Raw genomic sequence first — 19,409 nt, 5'->3', positions numbered from 1 at the left:
CCGGCTCGGGTCTCGTCCTCGGGTGAATCGCGGTACGTGGCCTGGGGCACGCTGCTCGCCCTCGCGGCCCCGCCGGCACTCTCCCTCGTCCCGCAGCCCACCGCGACTATGACATGGAGTCCTCCCCACCGGCTCGCTCCGCAGCTCCGCTCCGGGACGGGACGGTGGCCAGGACGGCGAGCGCGCTCGGCACCGCCAGTGCTGTCAGCAGCACGCTGAAGGTGAGCGCAGCGGTCAGCAGGGTGCCGTGGGTGATCAGTACCGCAGTGCCCATCACCGGCAGCGTCAGGCCCAGGTAGGCCGCGAGGAAATAGCAGGAGGAGACCTCCCCGGCCTGCTCGGCGGGGGTGCCGGCCAGGGTGAGGGCGAGTCCGGATCTGAAGACCAGTCCCGTACCGGCCCCGCTGAGGACCGAGCTGGCGAGGAACAGGGCCAGGGAGTGGGCGGGAAGTGCCGTGACGAGCACGGTCAGTCCCGCCGGGACGGCCGCCAGGCCCGTCACCGCGCCCGTCCGCGGGGTGAGACGGATGGCAAGGAGCTGGGCTGCGCCGGCGGCGGCGAATCCACCGAAGACGACCGTACCGGTCATCAGGCGGCTGGTGTTGTGCAGGCCGGTGGCGAGGAAGTCGCCGGTGAGCGCGGCCAGCAGGCCCAGTACCGCGAAACCGGTGAACACGGCCACGGCGGCGGCCATGAAGGTACGGCGCAGCCGGGCGGGGATCCGCAGCCGCCCCGGGAGGGCCCGGCCGGTCGTGGCGGTCACCGTTTCCGGCAGTGCGGCCAGCGCGGCTCCGGGCAGCAGCAGCGCGAGGAGCACCGCGTACGGGGCCGCGGTGGGAGCGGGGGCGTACTGCGCGAGCAGCCCCGACATCAGCGGCCCGGCGCCGAGGGCCAGCATGTTGGTCACCGAGGCGATCAGCGCGGCGCGGGGCCGGCTGGAATGGAGCTCGCCGAGGTAGGCGGTGCCGGCCCCGGTCACCAGGCCCACGGAGACACCGGACAGGCTCCGCCCGGCCAGCAGCCCCGGGAGCGACGGGGACAGGATGAACACCAGGCTGCTGGCGGCGGACACACCGAGTGCGGCCGCGAGAGTACGGCGACGTCCGACACGGTCCGACATGCCTCCGAGGAGGACCAGACAGACCACGATCCCGATGGCGTAGACGGCGAAGACCACCGACATCATCGTGGGGGACAAGGAGAGCCGCTGGGCGTACAGGGGGTACAACGGTGTCGGTGCGGTACCGCCGAGCATGACGGCGAACAGCAGATAGGTGACAACGCCCACCGCGTACCGGGGGCGTCGCGCCGTGGTGCCGGGCGACGCGACGAGGGTGGCCACGTCGGCGCCGGGCCCGGAGAACTCGGTCATGCTGTCTGCTCCTCGGCGTCCGGGACGGCGGCAGGGGTCAGGGCGGCGCGCCGGATCTTCCCCGAGGCGGTGCGTGGCAGAGCCTCGGTGAACTCCACCGAGTGCACCCGCACGGCGTCGTTGACCAAGTCGGCGACGTGGCCGGTCAGTTCCTCCGCGGTGGTGGTGCACCCGGGACGCAGTTGCACCACGGCGTGCGCCGCGGACCCGAGTACGGGATGAGGCCGGGGCACGACCGCGGCGGCGCTCACCGACGGGTGCGCGCGCAGGACCGCTTCCAGCTCGTAGGGGGAGACGCGGTGGCCTCCGGACTTGAACACGTCATCGCTGCGTCCCAGGATCCGGAACCAGCCGTCCGGTCCGCTCTCTCCGATGTCGCCGGTGCGGTACCGGCCGCCTGCGAAGGCGCTTCGGGTACGGGCCTCGTCGCCGTCGTACCCGGCCATCAGGCCGGTGGGGCGCTGCTCCAGCCGGATGCGGATCTCCTCGTCCTCGACCACCACGTCCCAACCCGGAAGCGGCCGCCCGAGCCATCCCGGACGGCCCGTCATGCCGGGCGTGGTGCCGATGAGAGCGGTGGTCTCGGTCTGCCCGTACCCTTCGCGCACGGGCACGCGCCAGCTGCGGCGTACCGCCTCGGCGACCCCCGACGGGAGCGGTTCGCCTGCGGTGGTCGCCTCCCGCAGTGGCGGCCGGGCGGTGCCGAGGTGCGGCACGAGCCGCGCCCAGTAGGAAGGGGGCGCGCACAGGCTCGACACCCGACGCCGCAGCAGCACATCCGGCAGTGCGGCGGGCTCGGCGTCCCGGTCGGGCGGCACCACCAGGGTGGCGCCCGCGGTGAACGGGACGAACAGACTCGACCACGAGTGCTTGGCCCAGCCGGGGGCCGAGATGTTCACGTGCCGGTCGCCGGGCAGCAGGCCGTTGAAGTACAGGGACGACAGGTGACCGATGGGGTAGGAGGCATGGGTGTGCAGGACCAGCTTGGGGGCCGCCGTCGTGCCCGAGGTGAAGTAGCCGAACGCGGGATCGGTCGCAGGAGTCGGTGCCGCGGGAAGGAAACGCGCCACGGCCGCGCCGGAGTTCGCGTACTCCTGCCACCCGGGCACCGGCTCACCCACCGCGACCCGGATGCCCAGGTCGACGCCTTCGAACAGCCCGGTCGCGTCGCTTCGGCACACCACGTGGCGCACGCCGCCCCGGGTGACCCGGTCCACCGCCTCGGAGCGGGTGAGCGCGGGATAGCCCGGGATCACCACCGCACCGAGCTTCAGGCAGGCCAGGACCGTCTCCCACCAGGCAAGCTGCTGACCGAGGACGAGGAACACACGGTCACCGCGGGACACTCCCAGGTCGGTGAGCCAGTTGGCCACTTGGTCGGACCGGTGGGACAGCCGGTGATACGACACCTGTCGCACCCCCGTGCGGGACGGCAGTTCCAGCGCGCACCGCTCGTTTCCCCGCGCGAACACGTCGAACCACTCCAGAGCCCAGTTGAAGTGCTCAGGCCTGGGCCAGTCGAAGGCCGACCGGGCCGCGTCCAGGTCGTCGCGCAGGTCGAGCAGCAGCCGACGGCTTCGGGCGAAGAGTTCGTGTGCGGGCGTGCGGCGCAGTGCCTGCCACGCGTCGCCGCCTTCAGCCGTTCCTTCAGCCGTTCCCTCCGCTGTTCCTTCAGCCGTGTCTTCCGCCGCGGCGGGAGCACGCACGCTGCTGTCGGCGGACCTGGCGGGGCGCCCGGTGGCGGATGCGGTCATCTCAGGGCTCCTTGCGGTTCGTCGACGCGAGCTGTCCGGTGGCCGCCGCCGAGCGGAACGGCTGCGGCGCCGGCGCGCAGCGCGTCGGCCGCTATGGCGTCGGCGTCCTTGGTGAATTCCGTCCACGGGCCCGGCCTGGCCGAGCCCACCTGCATGAACCAGCGCTGTCCCTCGGTCGGGATCCCGAGGACGTACAGCCCCTGGACGGGCTCGCCCCGAGCATCGACCGGGTGGTAGGGAGCGGCCGTGACGGCAACCCCTCCGGTCTCCAGCCGGGGCGTCCCCGCGCGGTTGACCCAGGGTGACCACAGTCCCGCCTCGACCAGCCGACGCGTCAGCGGGGCCGGGTCACGGGTCAGCCAGGGCCCGGGGACACGGGCGTCGAGCAACACCTCGCACGTCTGCTCCGCCCCGTCCACCTGGGGCGAGGAGACGGTGAACGAGCCGCGTCCGCAATCCGCTTCGAACCGGGTGGCAGGTCCCACGACGGACAGCACTCCCGCGTCCATCAGGGCGCGGATCTGCCGCAGCCGTCCCAGGGGGGGACCGGCCGCCAGGAAGGAACTCAAAGGGGCGAACCGGTCGAGGAACGCGGCGTGCGAGGCGGCGGTCAGTCCGGCATCGTCCACGGCCCTGCGGAGGGTGCCGCGCACGTCCCGCAGCACGTCGAGGGCGGCCTTCAGCGGCCCGTCCACGTTTCCGAGCCGTGCCTGGGCGATGTCGTCGTCCAGGAGGGCGCACAGCGCGGCCGTGAACCGTTCCGGACTGCTGAAGTGCCGGCCCTCGAACGGCCGGTGGAGCCGCTCCAGGTCCAGCGGCGACAGCGCGGCCGCACCCAGTTCACGGGCGCGCCGGCCGAGGATGTCCTCGGCGCTCTCCGGTCCGTGCCGTTCGACGGCTGCCGCGCAGCGGGTGAGGAACTCCCGTTCGGCCTGGCGACCGCAGGCGGCGCGGACCGCCGTCGCGTGGTGGACGAGCCGCATCTCGGCCTCCAGCCAGGGGCGGATCGCGGTGTCGAAGTCACGCGGACCGCCGCGCCCCGACCGCTCCACCCGTGCCGGCGTGAACAGCCGTGCCCGGTAGCGCCAGTCGGGGCCCTTCTGGTTCCGGCCCCTGGCCAGAACCGGTACCCCCGAGCGTGAGCCGGCCACGATCCGCGGCTCGCGTCCGGAGGGGAGGTACCGCAGTGCCCCGCCCTCCTCGGTGAAGACACCGCCGCGGCCCGTGGTGAGCGCGGCGGTGACGTCGTAGAACGACAGTCCCAGACCGATCACGCCGACGCGCGCGCCCGGGGGGATCTCCGCCAACGGCATGTCGGCCGCGCTGTCGGCCCGGATGTAGCGCACTCCGGGGCGATCGGTGGCGAACCTCGCCAGCTTCGCCTGCTGCCCGGTCAGCTCCGGCACGGGGTGGCCGGTCGCCAGCACCACCCGGTCGCAGACGAGGGTCCCGCCGTCGCGCAGGGTCAGCTGCCAGGCACCGTCGCGCGGCTGGAGATCGACCACTTCCGCGGTGACCCGGCGCAGCACGGCTCCCGTGGGCAGCGACGCCTCCACGGCATCCAGGAAGAAGCGCAGATAGCTGCCGTACACGGCGCGCGGTGCGTAGGCGTTCGGGCCGGGGCAGGCCGGAGTCGTCGACGCCCACCACTGGCCGAGCGAAGGTCCGGCCCCGGCGCGGGCCGGCCCGTCGTCCGGGGGACCGGAGAACATGGTCACCTCGCCGCATGCGGTGTTCATCAGGAACGAGTCGTCCTGCCCGGTGCGCCAGATTCGGCCCGCGCCCACCTGCACCTTGTCGATCAGGCTGATCTCGACCGGGCGCCCGGTCGGGAGCTCCGCCAGACGTGCCGCCAGCCGCTCGGCGACGGCCAGGCCGCGCGGCCCGGACCCCACCACCGCGATCCGGTGGGGCCTGTCGCCGACGGGTGCGGACAACTCCACCGCGGCCCGGTCGTGGGAGTCGGCGGTGTGCCGCAGCATGGCCAGCAGCCGGTCCGAGGTGATCCGCGGGGCGCGGGCGGACGGGGCGGGCAGGGACATGGCCCCCGTGCGCGACCACACCAGCCGGCCGTCGTCGCCGATCGCGCCCCGGGCCAGGCCGGCGTTGTCGCGGTGCAGACAGAACGGGATGTCGAGGATCCCGGCCGCGAAGGCCCTGCGCAGCGCGGTGCCGATGTCGGCATGCTGCTCCAGGACCGCCTCCACCAGCATCAGCGCCTCGCGGTACACGGTCTCGTAGTCGGCCTGGTGCGCCCAGGGAAGATCTTCCGCTGGACCGCGCGCCGCGGCGGCGGAGCGTGCCGCCCGCTCCAGCGCGACGACGTTCTCCGCAGCCGTGGGGATGCGGTGGGCCTCGGCGGTGGTCTTCACGATCAGTCGCTGCGCACCGCCGCGCACCGCGATCCGGGCGGAGGCGTCCAGCAGCAGTCCGGCACCCGCCTCGGTGCCGGGGAAGACGCCCATGTAGGTGTAGAGCACGAGGTGCCGGTCGACCGAAGGGGGCAGAAGCCCTTCCGCCAGGTGCCGCAGCGCCGCGAGTGCCTCGACGTCCTGGACGGGACTGGTCTGCTGGGCGTACGAGAGGGACACCGACGGCACACCGCGCTGGGCGAAGAACATCGCCTCCAGGACGCTGATGGCGATCAGCAGCGAGGGCGGGCACAGCTGTCCCAGCATGCAGCCGCCGAAGGTTTCCAGGTGCGCCCGCCGCCCCCGGGCCGCGGCGCCGTCGGCCAGCGCGCCGGCCGCGTCCGCCCAGGCGGGCACCGACGCCGCCAGCGGGAGCTTGGAGTACGGCAGACAGTAGGACACCGGCCCGCCTTCGGACGCGTACAGGCCCGCGGGGAGCATCGCGTCGAAGATGTGGCCCGGCCGTGCCGAGCCGTGGCGCACCTGGACCGGTATGCGTCCCTCGACCGCGGCGACCACCTGCGCGGTCGTTTCCGGGCCGTGGTTGACGAGGGGAAACCCATTGAGGCTCTGTCCCGCCGTCAGCGCCGCCGCGGCCCCGTCGATGTCCTCCACGCGCGTGTAGGAGTCGATCGTGAGGGTGCCGAGCGTGGTGGCGCGGGCCCCGGTCACGGAGCGCAGTCCGTCGGCCATGCGGCGCGGGCAGGACATGCCCATGCGGGGCTGCACCACCAGTTCGCCCCGGGCGGCGGCCTGTTCCACGTATTCCTGCAGGTCGGGCAGGGGGCGGGCGGCGGCGTCCGGAGTGTTCGGCATCAGGCCGCCACCTCCTCACCGAACTGATCAGTCATCAGTTCCTTGAGCGTGGAGCCCAGTTCCGCGAGTGCGGCGCCGTCGGTGAAGACGGCGTCGAAGCCGGCGGTGAGCAGACCCTCGGCCAAGGACGCGTCGGCCGTGCCCGCCACGCCCAGCTTGCCGCCGATGAGCGCGGGCGTGCCGGCGACGGCGGGATCCCGGTCCGAGCGCAGGCGGGCGATCAGCCGGGCGCCGTCGAGGTGCCCGTGGCCGTTGACGGTGGAGATCACCACGGCCTCGGGCCGGGCGTCGCGGACCGCTTCGACGAGGTCCTCGTCGCGCACGCAGGCGCCGAGGTTGCGCACCTCGTATCCCAGTTCCTCCAGGAGCAGTTGGAGGAAGACGAGGTTCCAGGTGTGCGCGTCGGACGAGACGGTCGACAGAACGATGCGAGGTCTGTGGTTCACCACGCTGGACATTGCACTTCTCCTGTGAGAGCCGGAAGAGGGGGCAAGACGCGGACGGACGGGTCGGTCACCGTGGTCGGCAGTGGGCGTCCACGACGCTCAGCGCCTCGTCGAGGACGGCCAGCCCCTCCGCGGCCTCCTCGGCGGTGACCGTGCACGGCGGGACCACGTGGGTGCGGTTCATGTGGACGAAGGGCCACAACCCGCGTTTGCGGCACGCGGCGGCGAACTCGGCCATGGGCGCGGTCGCGGATCCCGTCGCGCCGTACGGCACCAGGGGCTCACGTGTCTCACGGTCCACGACCAGTTCCACGGCCCAGAAGACGCCCAGGCCGCGCACCTCGCCCACGCTCGGATGGCGTTCGGCGAGCGCCCGCAGTCCGGGCCCCAGCACCCGCTCGCCCACCGAGGCCGCGTTCTCCACCACGCCTTCCTCGGCCATGGCGGTGAGGGTCGCCACCGCGGACGCACAGGCCAGCGGGTGCCCGGAGTACGTCAGCCCCCCGGGATAGGGGACGTGGTCGAACGTGCTCGCGATCGCACCGCTGATGGCCACTCCGCCGAGCGGGACGTAGCCGGAGTTGACGCCCTTGGCGAAGGTGAGCAGGTCGGGGACCACGTCCCAGTGGTCGGCGGCGAACCAGCGGCCGGTGCGGCCGAAGCCCGCCATCACCTCGTCGAGGATGAAGACCACGCCGTACCGGTCGCAGATCTCACGCACCCCGGCGAGATACCCTGCCGGCGGCACGAGGATCCCGGCGGTACCGACCACGGTCTCCAGCAGCACGGCGGCCACGGTCTGCGGCCCCTCGAAGACGATCACGTCCTCCAGGTGACGCAGGGCACGCTCGCACTCCTCCTCCTCGCTCCTGGAGTGGAAGGCCGAACGGTAGGCGTACGGACCCCAGAAGTGCACGACGGAGGCGGCACCGGTGTCCGAGGCCCAGCGCCGCGGGTCGCCGGTCAGGTGGATCGCCGCGGCGGTGGCGCCGTGGTACGAGCGGTAGGCGGACAGCACCTTGGCGCGGCCCGTGTGCACCCGGGCCATGCGCACGGCGTGCTCCACCGCCTCGGCGCCCCCGTTGGTGAAGAAGACCTTGTCGAGGTCTCCGGGCGTCCGCTCCGCTATGAGACGGGCGGCCTCGGAGCGCACGTCCACGGCGAAACCCGGGGCGACCGTGCACAGCCTGGCGGCCTGCTCCTGGATGGCCGCGACCACCTTCGGGTGCTGGTGGCCGATGTTGGTGTTCACCAGTTGTGAGGAGAAGTCGAGGTAACGGTTGCCGTCGTAGTCCCAGAAGTACGCGCCCTCGGCCCCGGCGACGGGCAGCGGGTCGATGAGGCTCTGCGCGGACCAGGAGTGGAAGACGTGTGCGCGGTCGGCCGCCTTCACCGCGGCACCGGTGCGCGGATCCACGGCGCGCGTACCGGCCGTCACGGCGTCCGCCCGGAGCGCGCGGGGAAGACCTCGGTGCCGGCCGCCATGTCGACATGCGGCGGCAGGGCGATGCCGGTCCGCAGCGCAGGGTCGGCCACCGGCTGCCCCCACACCGTGGTGACCGGCAGCACGCCCGCCCACACGTCCAGGTCGGCGTCGGGGCCGTCGCCGTCGTCGGGCGGGCCGGTGCGCACCTTCACGGACGCTTCCGCCAGGTCGATCGCGAGCAGCGTGGTGGCCGCGAGTTCCTTCCGGCTCGGCCCACGGGCATAGTCCCACTGTCCGGGCATGCACTGCTCCGTCAGTACACGCAGGCCTTCGAGCTTGTCCTCGCGACCGGTGACCACGCGCGGCGTGGCGTACACCATGGCGCAGCGGTAGTTGACCCCGTGCTCGAAGACGGACCGGGCCAGGACCAGGCCGTCGAGGTGGGTCACCGTCACGCAGACCGTGGCGTCGGGCGCCTGGACGAGGCTGCGACTGGCCACGGACCCGTGCACATAGAGGGTGTCGGCCGTGGCGCCGTACACGGTCGGGACGACCATGGGCGTGCCGTCGACCACGACACCCAGGTGGCACAGGAAACCCGCGGCCAGTACGGCATCCAGGTCGGAGCGCCGGGTACGGCTCTTCTCACGCATCCGGCGCAACCGGGTCCGGTCGTTGACCGGAAGCTCCGGTCCGGACGCGGCGTCAGCTGTCATGGGGAACTCCTTGGAACGACGGTCGGGTGTGAGGGTGCCGGGACGTCACGGGGCGGTCGTCACCCCGGCCTCTTCCGGGACGGGCAGGGGACGTCTCGCCAGCAGGGCCAGGGCGGCGTCGGCGGCCCGTGCCGCCGCGGCGGGTGCCGTCTTGAACCCGGCACCCGACCAGGCGGCGGCCAGCACGAGGGGGGACTCCGGCGCCTCGGCGCCCAGGAAATGTCCCCGCTCGCTGTACAGGTCGACACCGAACCGGCCGCCGAGACACGCGGCATGGCCGAGCCACGGCCAGCGCCGGCGGACACCGGCCCTGATGTGCGCGACCTGCTCACCGGTCAGCTCCTCGCCGCCGCCCGCCGGTACGTCCCACTCGTCCACCGGCCGTCCCGCGAGGAAGCCGCCCGCGGCCGGCCCGTCCATCTGGGGGCGGCCCCAGACGCCGGTGACGAGGTCGTTGACCGCGGGCAACAGCCGTCCGGCCCGGTCGAAGAACGCGTAGCGGATGCGCCGGGTGCGCAGCCGAGGCCGCGGAGCGGAGCCCGCGGGGCTCCCGGCCGACAGCCGGTGGCCGGCGATGGCGGGCGTTCCGGCACCCGCGGCGAGCACCGCCACCCGGGCGACGACCGTGCCGCAGTCCAGGGTCACGCGCACGCCGTCCGGACCCTGCGCCACCTCCCGGACGATGCCGGTCAGGGCGGTGGCGCCGTCGCGCAGGGCCAGCTCGCGATGGGCCCGGGCCACAGCGGGCGGATGGGCGTAGCCGCCGGCGGGTTCCCACACGGCGCCCGCGAGGTCGTCCACCGCCATCTCCGGGAAACGGGCGTGGACTTCGCCCGGGCTGAGCAGGTGGGCCTCGATGCCGGCGGCGGTCAGCTCCGCCACCCCGGTACGCGCTTCGGCGAGGTCCTCCGCGCCCAGCAGCACCAGCGATCCGGTGCGGTGGAAGCGGAAGTCCGGCCCGTCGGCGTGCCGGGCGGCTGGGTCACGGCCCCACAGCAGGGTGCTGCTGCGTATCGCCAACGCCCGCTGGGCGGGCTCCGGTTCGTAGGCCCGTACCAGGCCGCCGGAGAAGTCGGTGGCTCCGGGCCGCTTCGGGGCGGGCAGGGTGAGGGCGACCCGGCGTCCGGCCGCCGACAGCGCCGCGGCGGTGGCCGATCCGACGACCCCCGCGCCGATCACGATCACGTCGTACTCGGCGGTCCCGGAACGGGAGGCCACCCGCTCGTACCGGCGGCGCCGGGCTGTGGCGGGGACCGTGACGACCTCCCAGCCGTGGCCGGGGGAAGAAGCCACCGGATCACCGTCCGGGGTGAAGCCGAATCCCGCGCGGTCGCGCAGCGCGGCGAGCAGTTGCGCACTCCCGTCGCCCGCGGACCGTGTCTCCAGCGCGGCGACGAGTGCGGCGAAGGCCGCGCCGACCAGCGCCGGGGCGCCGCCGCGCAGCCGGGCCACCCGTGCGCCCTGCCCCGCCGGGCCGGCCAGTTCCGCGAACTCGGCCACCGCACAGTCGTCGGTGAAGTACAACTGACCGGCGAAGCCCGCTGCGCGCAGCCGTCGGGCGGTGCGCGCGGCACCGAAGTGCGTCCCGCACACCACCACCGCCGTCCCGGGTGCCGTCGGCCGTGTCAGGGCCGCCGTCCGCTCGACGGCGAGGCCGGGCGGCTGCGCGGTCGGCTCGGCGAAGAGGTCGGCCAGCCGACCGCCGTACTCACTGCCGTCGTCGCTCACCAGCAGCCGGCGGTGCCCGCGTGCAGCGGCGTCCGCGCACAGGGCGGCAGCCTGCTCGCGGTCGGTGGCGCACCACCGCAGTGCGCTGCCCCCGCCGCCGTCGAGCAGCCCGGGCGCGGTGGCCAGCGGCAGCACCAGCGGCACGCCCGCCGCCCGGTAGAGCGGCAGAGCAGCCCGGGCGCCCATGCTGTTGAAGTGCCCGATCACCGCGTCGTAGCCGCCATGGGCGACGACGGCGGCCGCCACGGATCCGCCGGCCGGGCCGTCACCCCGGTCGTCATGGAAGTCCCAACGCAGCCAGGGGCGGGCCGCACGGGCGGCGCCGTCCCTCAGCAGCCGGCCCCAGGCCGCTCGGGGGCCGCTGAAGGGGCCGACGACCGCGACCCGGGCCGGCTCTGCTCCGTCACGCACAGAAGATCTCCTTGACCTGGTCCGGTCCGCCGACGACCGTGCCCGCGGGCGGCGGGACGAGGGCCTCTTCGTGGACCCGTCGGCCCGGGGGCAGCCCGAGCAGCGCGGCCAGCCGGTCGGCGCCGTGGGGCAGGGCGGGAGCGGCCCACGCCGAGAGCGCCGCCGCGACGGCCAGTTGCCCCGCCAGTGCGGCGCGGTACGCCGCCGCGCCGTCCGTCCGGTCCCGCTCATGGGCGCAGACGTGACCGAAGTCGACGGCACACGCGACGATCTCGTCCAGCAGCGCGATCGCCCTGCGGGGGTCGAAGCCGTCGACGCCGTAGGCGTCCCGCAGATCGGCGACGTGCCGGCGCAGCCGGGCGCCCAGTCGGTCCCACAGGCTGCCCCCGGGGGCTTCGGCGGGCACCCGGCCGTCGCACTCCTCGGCCACGGCGGTGAACAGACCGCCCAGCCAGTCGTCCCAGCCGTGCGCGAGGTGCTCGCGGCTGCGGGCGAGGTCGGCGAGACTGAAGCTCGTCTGCCTGCCGTTGGGGCGGTCGGCCAGGACGTGGTAACGCAGCACGTCCGGACCGGTGCGGCCGAGTTCCTCGTGCGCCCACACCGCGTGCCGGCGGCTCGTGGAGAACTTCAGGCCCTCCAGCCGGTAGAACTCGTTGACGACGAAGGCGCGGGGCAGTGCGATGCTCCGGTCGTACGCCGTGAACGCCGCGGGGAAGAGCACCGCGTGGAAGTAGCCGTTGTCGAAGCCGAAGAACTGCACGGGCCCCGAGTCGCCCCGTTCACCGTGCTCGGGGTCCCGCTCCCACAGGTAGCCGGGAGCCATCTCGAACCACACGTAGATCCGCTGCTCCCGCAGCCCGTCGACCGGCACGGGGACCCCCCAGTTCCCCGGGTGGCTGACCGCGATCTCGGGCAGCCCGTCGGCGGCCATCCGCTCGCACAGGGCCCTCAGGTGCGGCGGCATGTCCACGCGGGCCCAGAAGGCGGAGAGTTCGTCGGCGAAGGGGGCCAGCGGGAAGTAGAGCCGACGGCAGTCGCGCACCCCGGCGGGTTCGCCGCACAGCGTGCAGTGCGGGTTCAGCAGGTCCCCGCAGTCGTTGGGCCTGCCGCACGGCTCGCAGGCGTTGCCGTTGGACCGGGCGCCGCAGTGCGGGCAGTCGCCCACCACGTACGCCTCGTACAGCCAGCGTTCGCAGGGCTCGCAGTACGGCAGTGGCCGGGTGCGTGCCACCAGGTGCCCGGCGTCGTACAGCCGCTGGAAGAACTGCTGGACGAACTCCCGGTAGCCGGGTTCGCCGCGCGGGTGCACGATGCGGTCGAACCCGACGCCGGCGGTGCGCCAGACGCGCTCGATCGTCTCGGTGTGCCCGTCGGCGACCTCCTCGGGGCCGCGCCCCCCGTCCTTCACGCCCCGTACGGGCACATAGCTCTGATGGTCGTCGAGTCCGGTGGTGTACCTGACGTCCTGGCCCTCGGCACGCAGAAAGCGGCGCAGTACGTCGCCCGCCAGGTACGGCCCGGCCAGATGGCCGATGTGCAGCGGGCCGTTGGGGGTCGGCGGAGTGGCGGTGATCCAGGTCTGCCCGGAGGAAGGGGTGGAGGAGGTCATGCCGCACCGCCCGCGGCCGGCTCGTGCAGGGGCCAGTACAGGGAGACCCAGGTCAACTGGTCCTCCCCGGGGTTGTGCACGACGTGTTCCTGGTTCCGGGGCAGGACGACCACGTCACCGGGCTCGAAGGTGTCCGTCTCGCCGGCCAGGGTGACGCTGCCGTACCCCGACATGATGATCATGACCTCGTCCTGGTCGTGGCAGTCGGGGGCGGAACTGGCACCGCCGTCGAGGAAGCACGCCATGGCCCCCACGGGCGGCTCCTGAGCTGCCCCCTGCCAGGGGATGATGCGCTGACACGCCATGCCGAACTCCCGTGCGGCATGGGCTTCATGGATGCGGAACTTTGTGACCATGGTTCTTCCTCGGTCGGGTGTGCGAGTTGGTGTGCGAACGGGTTGTGCAGGTCGGGTGTGCACGTCGGGTGTGCACGTCGGGTGTGTCGAAGGCGCGGGGGTCAGGGGCGCCCGGTTCAAGGGGTGCGTGTTCAGGACGCGCGGAGTTCGAGCGTGCTTCGTTTGATGCCCCAGTGCCGGTCGAGCGCGGGCAGGTCGAGGCCCATCGGCTCGTAGCCGCGGCTGCGCAGTCGGCCCATGACGGCCGTGGCGGTGGCGGGGAGCAGCACGTGCCGCCCGTCCGAGAACGCGTTGAACGCGTGGGCCCGGGCGTCGGCCTCCGTCGCCAGCAGGGCGTCGGGGAACAGCCGGCGCAGGACGGCCCGGCTGCCGGGGGAGAAGGCTCCCGGGTAGTACATGACCTCGTCGGCGCAGAGCACGGTGAGCGCGGTGTCCAGGTGGGGGAAGCGCGGGTCCACCAGGGTGAGTTGAGTGACCGGAACCTGCAGGAACTCCTGTGCCTCGGCATGGGAGAACAGGCCGGTGCGGTCGCTGTGACCGGCCAGCAGACGGTCGCGGACCAGCAGGTAGTCGCCCTGACCGGCGTGCGGGTGGGACGCAGGGCGGACGGCGCGGCAGCCGTTCCGGGCGAACCACCGCAGGAACGCCGATCCTCGGTCGGTCTCGGCCGAGGGGGCACCGAGCACCCTGCCGTCGACCACGGCGGCGGCCAGGGCCGGGTGGGGCACATCCGGCAACGGTTCCACGACCTCCACGACGTGGCCGAGCCGACGGTAGGCGTCGCACAACGTCCGCCAGGAGCCCACGACGGCGCCGGCAGGCGTCCAGGTCAGCAGACGCCGTCTGTCGGCGGTCCGGGCACGCTCCCGCGGCGCGCACCAAGTGGTGCCGGCCGGGCGGATGGGTTCGGTCAGCGGCATGTCGTCCCCTAGGCCCGCGCCGGGCTGAGTGCGGCCGGCCGGCTGGTCGGCGCGCCGGAGCGGCGGTCCAGCAGCGAGTCCCGGATCTCCCCCGCGCGCACGGCCGACAGGGACAGCAGCGAGGAGGTGATGCCGTGGCTGTGCTCCGTGCCGCCCTGCAGGTAGATGCCCGCGGTGAGCTCCTCCGTCGTGCGTACCCGGTAGTCACGCGCGACGCTCAACGGCCCCGAGGGCTCGCGCAGGCACAGCGCCTGGGCGTCACCGAGCAGCAGAGCGGGGTCGGGAGCGTCGTAACCGGTGGCGTACACCACCGCGTCGGCGGTGAAGTCGCTCGTGCGGCCGGTGGCCGTGTCGGTGATGCGGACGTCGACACCTTCCCGGTGCTCGGTGACGCCGGTGAGGGACGAGGCGCCGTGGATGCGGATCCGTTCGGCGCCCCGCACCTTCTCCTGGTACGAACGGCGGTACAGCTCGTCGATGAGGTCGAGGTCCACCACCCCGTAGTTGGTGTTGCGGTGGTAGTCCATGAGCCGGCGCTTGACGGCCTCGTCGGCGGCGTAATAGACGTCCACGGCCTGCGGATCGAAGATGCGGTTGGCGTAGGGGCTGTCGTCGGCGGGGCTGTAGCCGTAGCGCGAGATGACCGCGTGCACCTCCGCCTGCGGGTGGGTGCGGTGCAGATGGTCGACGATCTCGGCGCCGCTCTGGCCCGCGCCCACCACCACGAACCGTTCGGGCGCGGTGTCGCCCAACTCGGCGAGCCGGGACAGGAATTCGCCGCTGTGCCACTGGCGCGCGGAGGACTCGATGCCGGCGGGCAGCCGGGGCCGCAGCCCGGTGGCCAGGACGATGTTCCGGGCCCGGTGGAGGACGATCTCACCCGAGCCGTCGACCGCGCGCGCCACCACCTCCAGCACCGGTACGGTGCCGCGGGACTCCACGGGCCTGATCTCGGTGACCTCCAGGCCGTACCGGACCATGTGGTCCACACCGGTGGCGGCCCATTCCAGGTAGTCGTGGAACTCCTCACGGGTCGGGAAGAAGACCTTGTGATTGGTGAAGTCCACCAGGCGGCCGCGGTCGTGCAGGTAGGGGAGGAAACCGAACCGGCTGGTGGGGTTGCGGAGCGTGGCGAGGTCCTTGAGGAACGACACCTGCATGGTGGCGCCGGGGATCAGCATCCCGCGGTGCCAGCCGAACTCCGGTTTGCGTTCCACGAACGCGGCGGTGAGTGCTTCGTGCCGCGGGACGCTCTCGTTGTACTCCTCGATGGCGATGGCCAGGGCGAGGTTCGACGGGCCGAAGCCGATGCCCACCACATCGTGCAGGGGCGGTTCGTTCTGCGGGTCGTGCTGCATGGTCGTGACCAGGCCTTTCAGCTCGAGGTTGGGGGGATGGCGAGGTGGTGAAGTGGACGCCGGCGCGCGGTTCCGGGCGAGCAGCCGACTGCCGGCGGGAGGCACACGGAAGGGCGCATGCGGCCCCCCGGGCGAGTCCGCGCCGTTGTGGACCCGATGCGAGGGCGGCGCCGGCCGCCCGCGGCGCGCTAGGCCGAGTTGCGGCCCTGGCCGCGCAGCACACCCAGGGCCGCGCAGACGGCGGCCAACACCGCGGCCAGGAGCAGGCCGACGCCGCCGAAGCACAGGAACCCCAGGGCGATGAGCAGGGTGAGCAGGCCGGTGCGGCGGATCGCCCGCGGAGCCCGCGCCCGGATCGCCGCGGCCGCGGTCGCGACGTAGAGCATCAGGAAGGAACTGCTGGTCATCGTGAGGATGACGGTGTCGCCGAGTCCGGTGACGGACAGGCCGCCCAGCACGGCCGCGTAGCACAGGGCGAGCACCGGCAGGACGCGGACCGGCACGCCCCTGGCGACGGACGTGACCGCCAGCGACCGCGGAAGCAGACCGTCCCGGGCTCCGGCCGCCACGAGACGCGAAGCGCCCAGCACCCAGGCGTTGGTGGCCACGACGGCCAGCCCCAGAGCCACCAGGCCGCCGACGATCCTTCCGGTCTGTCCGAGGGGTGCCGCGAGGAGCGCGGTGAGGACCATGGTTCCGCGCGACGGGACCGCGAGGTACGCGGCGGTCACCGACAGGTAGAGCATGCCGATCACCGGGACGGCCCAGCGCACGGCACGACGGTAACTGCGGGCCGGATCCGATACGTCGTCGGCGAGGGTTGAGACGTTCTCCCAGCCGAGGAAGGAGAAGAACGCGCTGACCACGGCGGCTCCCACACCGCCCCACCCGTGATCGAGGAACGGGCGGTAGCGGTCGGCGTCCATGTGCGGGGCGGCCAGGGCCACGGACACGCCGAGGCCGGTGAGCAGAACCACCAGGCAGACCGCCTGGACCCGCGCCCCGGTGTGCAGGCCCAGCGTGTTGAACAGGACCGACAGCGCCATGAACACGGTCGCCACCGCGTACACCGGACCGTCGGGGTGACCGACCAGGTCCAGGAAGTACCGCGCGGAGACGATGCCCATCACCGGGTTGCCGATCACATAGGTGGCGATCAGAAGCAGTGCGGCCGCTTGGGCAGAACGCTCGCCGAAACCGAGGCGCACCATGACGGTCAGCCCCGAGGCATCCGGGCGCCAGGCGGACATCTCGGCGAAGAACTTCGCGAAGGGATAGGAGGCGGCGGCCAGCGCCGTCCAGGCGAGCAGCGACGAGGGGCCGGCCTGCTCAGCCGTCACGCCGGGGACGTAGAGGATTCCGGTGCCCACGATGCTGGTGACGTAGAAGATCACCAGCGACCGCACGCCGATGCCGGCACGGCGGTGCCGTTCGGCCGAGGCGCCGGGTGCGATGGTCTTCTCGACGGGCGCTGTCTCCCCTGCGGGCAGCCCTGGTCCACGGGACACGGCGGTCGTTCCCCCTTTTTGCCGGGGCAGATGGGCGTCAGTACGCCCGTCCCCGGTCGCGTTCAGCGGTCGAGACCATGTTGATCAACCGGAGGCCGCCAATTCCAGGGGCTCTTTATGCATGGAAAACAGCGCCACCTTTGCCGTTGCGGTGTGTCTTGAGCAGTGAGATTCCGGTTGAGATCTTGCCGGTTCGGCATCTAGCCTCCAGAAGCCAAGAACGGAATGAATATTCCACATTATGGAAGTTCATGCGGGCTGGGAAAGAGAGGGGAGTACGGGGGATGGATCGCCAGGCACTGAGGAAGCTCCTCGTGGCACGACGGGCGCAGGGGGATCCGGAGGGCCACGGGTTGCAGCGCCCTGCGGGCCGTGGCCGGAGGGCGCTAGGCCTGTCCCAGTACCAGATGGACCATCTGCTGCAGCGAGCCATGGGCACGTACGGCAGGTTCGAACGGGGTGACCTGCCCAGCCCGCCGCGCGACCTGCTGACCGATGTCGCCACCATCCTCGGTTTCGGCGAGCAGGAGTGGACCGCTCTGTGGCTCTACTCGCGCGGTCACGTCCCTCCGGCACCTCTGCGCCCCGAGGACGGCCTCAGAGTCCCGGACGTATGGCAACGAGCCGTCAACCGCATCGGGGAGATGGCCTTCATCAGCAACTTCCGGTGGGACGTACTGGGCTACAACAAGGCGTTCGCCGCCATGTTCCCCTCCGGCACGGTGCCGCAGAACTCCATGCGCTGGATGCTCCTGTGCCCCGAGGCCCGCACGGTGTCCCTGCTGGACTGGAAGCGGAGCTGGGCCCCGGCGCTCATGGGTCAACTGCGGGCCGCCTGCGCCGCGTACCCGCAGGACGAGACGCTCTGCCGCCTGGAGCACGACGTCAAGAAGGACCCCGAGACCGGTCCCCTCTACGCGCGCCTGGCCGAGGTCCGCGTGCATCCGGACGGGGACGAGCGGCCACTGCATCACGCCCGGCTCGGAGCGGGCATGGTGACACTCACCGCCGCCGCACCGTGCAGCGTGCCCGGCGCCCGCCTCATCATCGCCCTCTTCAATCCCGCGTCCTGCTGAAGCGCGCACCCGGGTGGCGCGGCGCGGCCGAGGACTGCGCCTGCCCGCAGGCCGTGCTGCGGGGAGGCGGAGCCGTGCACTCTGCTCGGCACGAGGACTGCATGAACGGCCTGTTCGGCCGCTCGCGCCCCCGCCGGCCTGGTACGCCGGACGCGCGCCGGTGCTCGGACACCCCGGTGCCGAGGGCACCGGGGTGCGGCGGGCGCTCACGACGCGCGCACCCCCACTCTCCCCGAGAGCCGCGGACCGCCTTCACAGCCCGGTGCCGCGGGCGCCGACTCGATCCGCTTCTTCTCCGCGGCCGGCTCGGCGTGGCGATGTCCAACACCTGGTGCGCCGCCTCGACCGGCGCGTGCACACCGACCGCCGGCTCCGGGCCCGCGTGCGACGCCCGGCCCGTGATGAACACCTGGACGGGCCGGATGGCCGTCGTCCGGAGGCCGCGGCCCAACGGCCGGACGAGACGGGGGTACGGGAAAGGGGCCCGCGGGAGGGGCCCCTCTACGTGTGTGCGCCGCTCCACGCGGCCCGGCGTCCGTCCCGGCCGTCGGTCGTGTCCTGCTCCAGTCCCGCCACGAACTCCCTGAGCCAGCCGGTGAATTCGGGTCCGAGGTCGGGGCGGGCGCAGGCCAGCCGGACCACCGTGCGCAGATAGTCGGCCTTGTCGCCGGTGTCGTAGCGCAGACCGCCGAAGACGACCCCGTGCACCGTGCCGTCCGCCGCGAGGTCCTGCAGGGCGTCGGTCAGCTGGATCTCGCCGCCACGGCCCGGCGGCGTGCGCTCCAAGACGTCGAACACGGCCGGGTCGAGGACATAGCGGCCGATGACCGCGTACCGGCTCGGCGCGGCCCCGGGCGCCGGCTTCTCCACCAGTCCGGTGACGCGTACGAACCCGTCCTCGCCGGCCGGTTCCACCGCGGCGCAGCCGTAGCGGTGGATCTGCGCCGGGTCGACCTCCATCAGCGCCACCACGCTGCCCGCGTAACGCTCGCGCACCTCGAGCATCCGGCTCAGCAGGGTCTCGCGCGGGTCGATCAGGTCGTCGCCGAGGAGGACCGCGAAGGGCTGCTCGCCGACGTGGTGGCGGGCGCACAGCACGGCGTGGCCGAGGCCCAGCGGGTCGCCCTGGCGGATGTGGTGGACGTCGGCGAGCCGGGCCGGATCGCGCACCGCGTCCAGACGCACGGTGTCGCCCTTGGCCGCCAGCGCCTGCTCCAGTTCGAAGGCGTGGTCGAAGTGGTCCTCGATGGCCCGCTTGTGCCGGCCGGTGACCATCAGGATGTCCTCCAGGCCGGCCGCGGCCGCCTCCTCCACCACGTACTGGATGGCCGGCTTGTCGACGACCGGCAGCATCTCCTTCGGCGTGGCCTTGGTCGCGGGCAGGAAGCGGGTGCCGAGTCCGGCGGCCGGTACGACCGCCTTGCGGACCGTACGGGCGGAGGCGGGGGTCGCTGTGCAGTGGGGGGCGATCATGAGGCCCATGCTCGGGGACGCGGATGAGA

14 protein-coding genes are annotated in these 19,409 nt (G+C 73.0%); 1 reads left to right on the top strand and 13 read right to left on the bottom strand.

Features of this window, described 5'->3' with window-relative positions; all coding sequences use genetic code 11:
* Positions 1-106 precede the first annotated feature (106 nt).
* From ACFYZB_RS13505 to ACFYZB_RS13450, 12 genes are all read right to left on the bottom strand, one after another.
* Positions 107-1,372 (bottom strand): MFS transporter, encoded by a 1,266-nt coding sequence (locus ACFYZB_RS13505; protein WP_388757998.1) that lies wholly within the window; start codon positions 1,370-1,372, stop codon positions 107-109.
* Positions 1,369-3,126: an AMP-binding protein gene (locus ACFYZB_RS13500; protein ID WP_388757996.1), complete on the bottom strand. Its 1,758-nt coding sequence runs from the start codon at positions 3,124-3,126 to the stop codon at positions 1,369-1,371. Before ACFYZB_RS13500 ends, ACFYZB_RS13505 begins: the two co-directional genes overlap by 4 nt.
* Positions 3,123-6,353 (bottom strand): FAD/NAD(P)-binding protein, encoded by a 3,231-nt coding sequence (locus tag ACFYZB_RS13495; protein WP_388757994.1) that lies wholly within the window; start codon positions 6,351-6,353, stop codon positions 3,123-3,125. The genes ACFYZB_RS13500 and ACFYZB_RS13495 overlap by 4 nt, the downstream gene beginning before the upstream one ends.
* Positions 6,353-6,811, bottom strand: coding sequence for a cobalamin B12-binding domain-containing protein (locus ACFYZB_RS13490; RefSeq protein ID WP_388757992.1), 459 nt, complete (start codon positions 6,809-6,811; stop codon positions 6,353-6,355). Before ACFYZB_RS13490 ends, ACFYZB_RS13495 begins: the two co-directional genes overlap by 1 nt.
* Before the next feature lie 55 nt (positions 6,812-6,866).
* Entirely contained in the window at positions 6,867-8,237 is a 1,371-nt protein-coding gene (locus tag ACFYZB_RS13485) for an aspartate aminotransferase family protein (protein WP_388757990.1), read from the bottom strand.
* Positions 8,234-8,941 (bottom strand): pyridoxamine 5'-phosphate oxidase family protein, encoded by a 708-nt coding sequence (locus ACFYZB_RS13480; protein ID WP_388757988.1) that lies wholly within the window; start codon positions 8,939-8,941, stop codon positions 8,234-8,236. Before ACFYZB_RS13480 ends, ACFYZB_RS13485 begins: the two co-directional genes overlap by 4 nt.
* 45 nt (positions 8,942-8,986) lie before the next feature.
* Positions 8,987-11,080 (bottom strand): FAD-dependent oxidoreductase, encoded by a 2,094-nt coding sequence (locus tag ACFYZB_RS13475; protein WP_388757986.1) that lies wholly within the window; start codon positions 11,078-11,080, stop codon positions 8,987-8,989.
* Positions 11,073-12,689 carry a methionine--tRNA ligase gene (locus ACFYZB_RS13470; protein WP_388757984.1) on the bottom strand — a complete coding sequence of 539 codons (1,617 nt, stop codon included), beginning with the start codon at positions 12,687-12,689 and terminating at the stop codon, positions 11,073-11,075. Before ACFYZB_RS13470 ends, ACFYZB_RS13475 begins: the two co-directional genes overlap by 8 nt.
* On the bottom strand, positions 12,686-13,045 hold the full coding sequence (locus tag ACFYZB_RS13465; RefSeq protein WP_388757982.1) for a cupin domain-containing protein: 360 nt from the start codon (positions 13,043-13,045) through the stop codon (positions 12,686-12,688). Before ACFYZB_RS13465 ends, ACFYZB_RS13470 begins: the two co-directional genes overlap by 4 nt.
* Positions 13,046-13,176: 131 nt before the next feature.
* Positions 13,177-13,965 (bottom strand): dimethylarginine dimethylaminohydrolase family protein, encoded by a 789-nt coding sequence (locus tag ACFYZB_RS13460; RefSeq protein ID WP_388757980.1) that lies wholly within the window; start codon positions 13,963-13,965, stop codon positions 13,177-13,179.
* Between the two features lie 8 nt (positions 13,966-13,973).
* Positions 13,974-15,323, bottom strand: coding sequence for a lysine N(6)-hydroxylase/L-ornithine N(5)-oxygenase family protein (locus ACFYZB_RS13455; protein ID WP_388757978.1), 1,350 nt, complete (start codon positions 15,321-15,323; stop codon positions 13,974-13,976).
* A 188-nt stretch (positions 15,324-15,511) separates the two neighbouring features.
* Positions 15,512-16,831: an APC family permease gene (locus tag ACFYZB_RS13450; RefSeq protein ID WP_388757976.1), complete on the bottom strand. Its 1,320-nt coding sequence runs from the start codon at positions 16,829-16,831 to the stop codon at positions 15,512-15,514.
* 284 nt (positions 16,832-17,115) lie between these two features.
* Between ACFYZB_RS13450 and ACFYZB_RS13445 the strand changes: the two genes are divergently transcribed.
* Entirely contained in the window at positions 17,116-17,907 is a 792-nt protein-coding gene (locus tag ACFYZB_RS13445) for an XRE family transcriptional regulator (RefSeq protein WP_388757974.1), read from the top strand.
* Between the two features lie 501 nt (positions 17,908-18,408).
* Here the strand turns inward: ACFYZB_RS13445 and galU are convergent.
* Positions 18,409-19,380 (bottom strand): UTP--glucose-1-phosphate uridylyltransferase GalU, encoded by a 972-nt coding sequence (galU, locus tag ACFYZB_RS13440; RefSeq protein WP_388757972.1) that lies wholly within the window; start codon positions 19,378-19,380, stop codon positions 18,409-18,411.
* Positions 19,381-19,409: the final 29 nt, after the last annotated feature.

The sequence above is a fragment of the Streptomyces sp. NPDC001852 genome, assembly GCF_042891825.1.
GTDB lineage: Bacteria > Actinomycetota > Actinomycetes > Streptomycetales > Streptomycetaceae > Streptomyces.
This window is presented reverse-complemented; position numbering and strand designations above follow the sequence as displayed.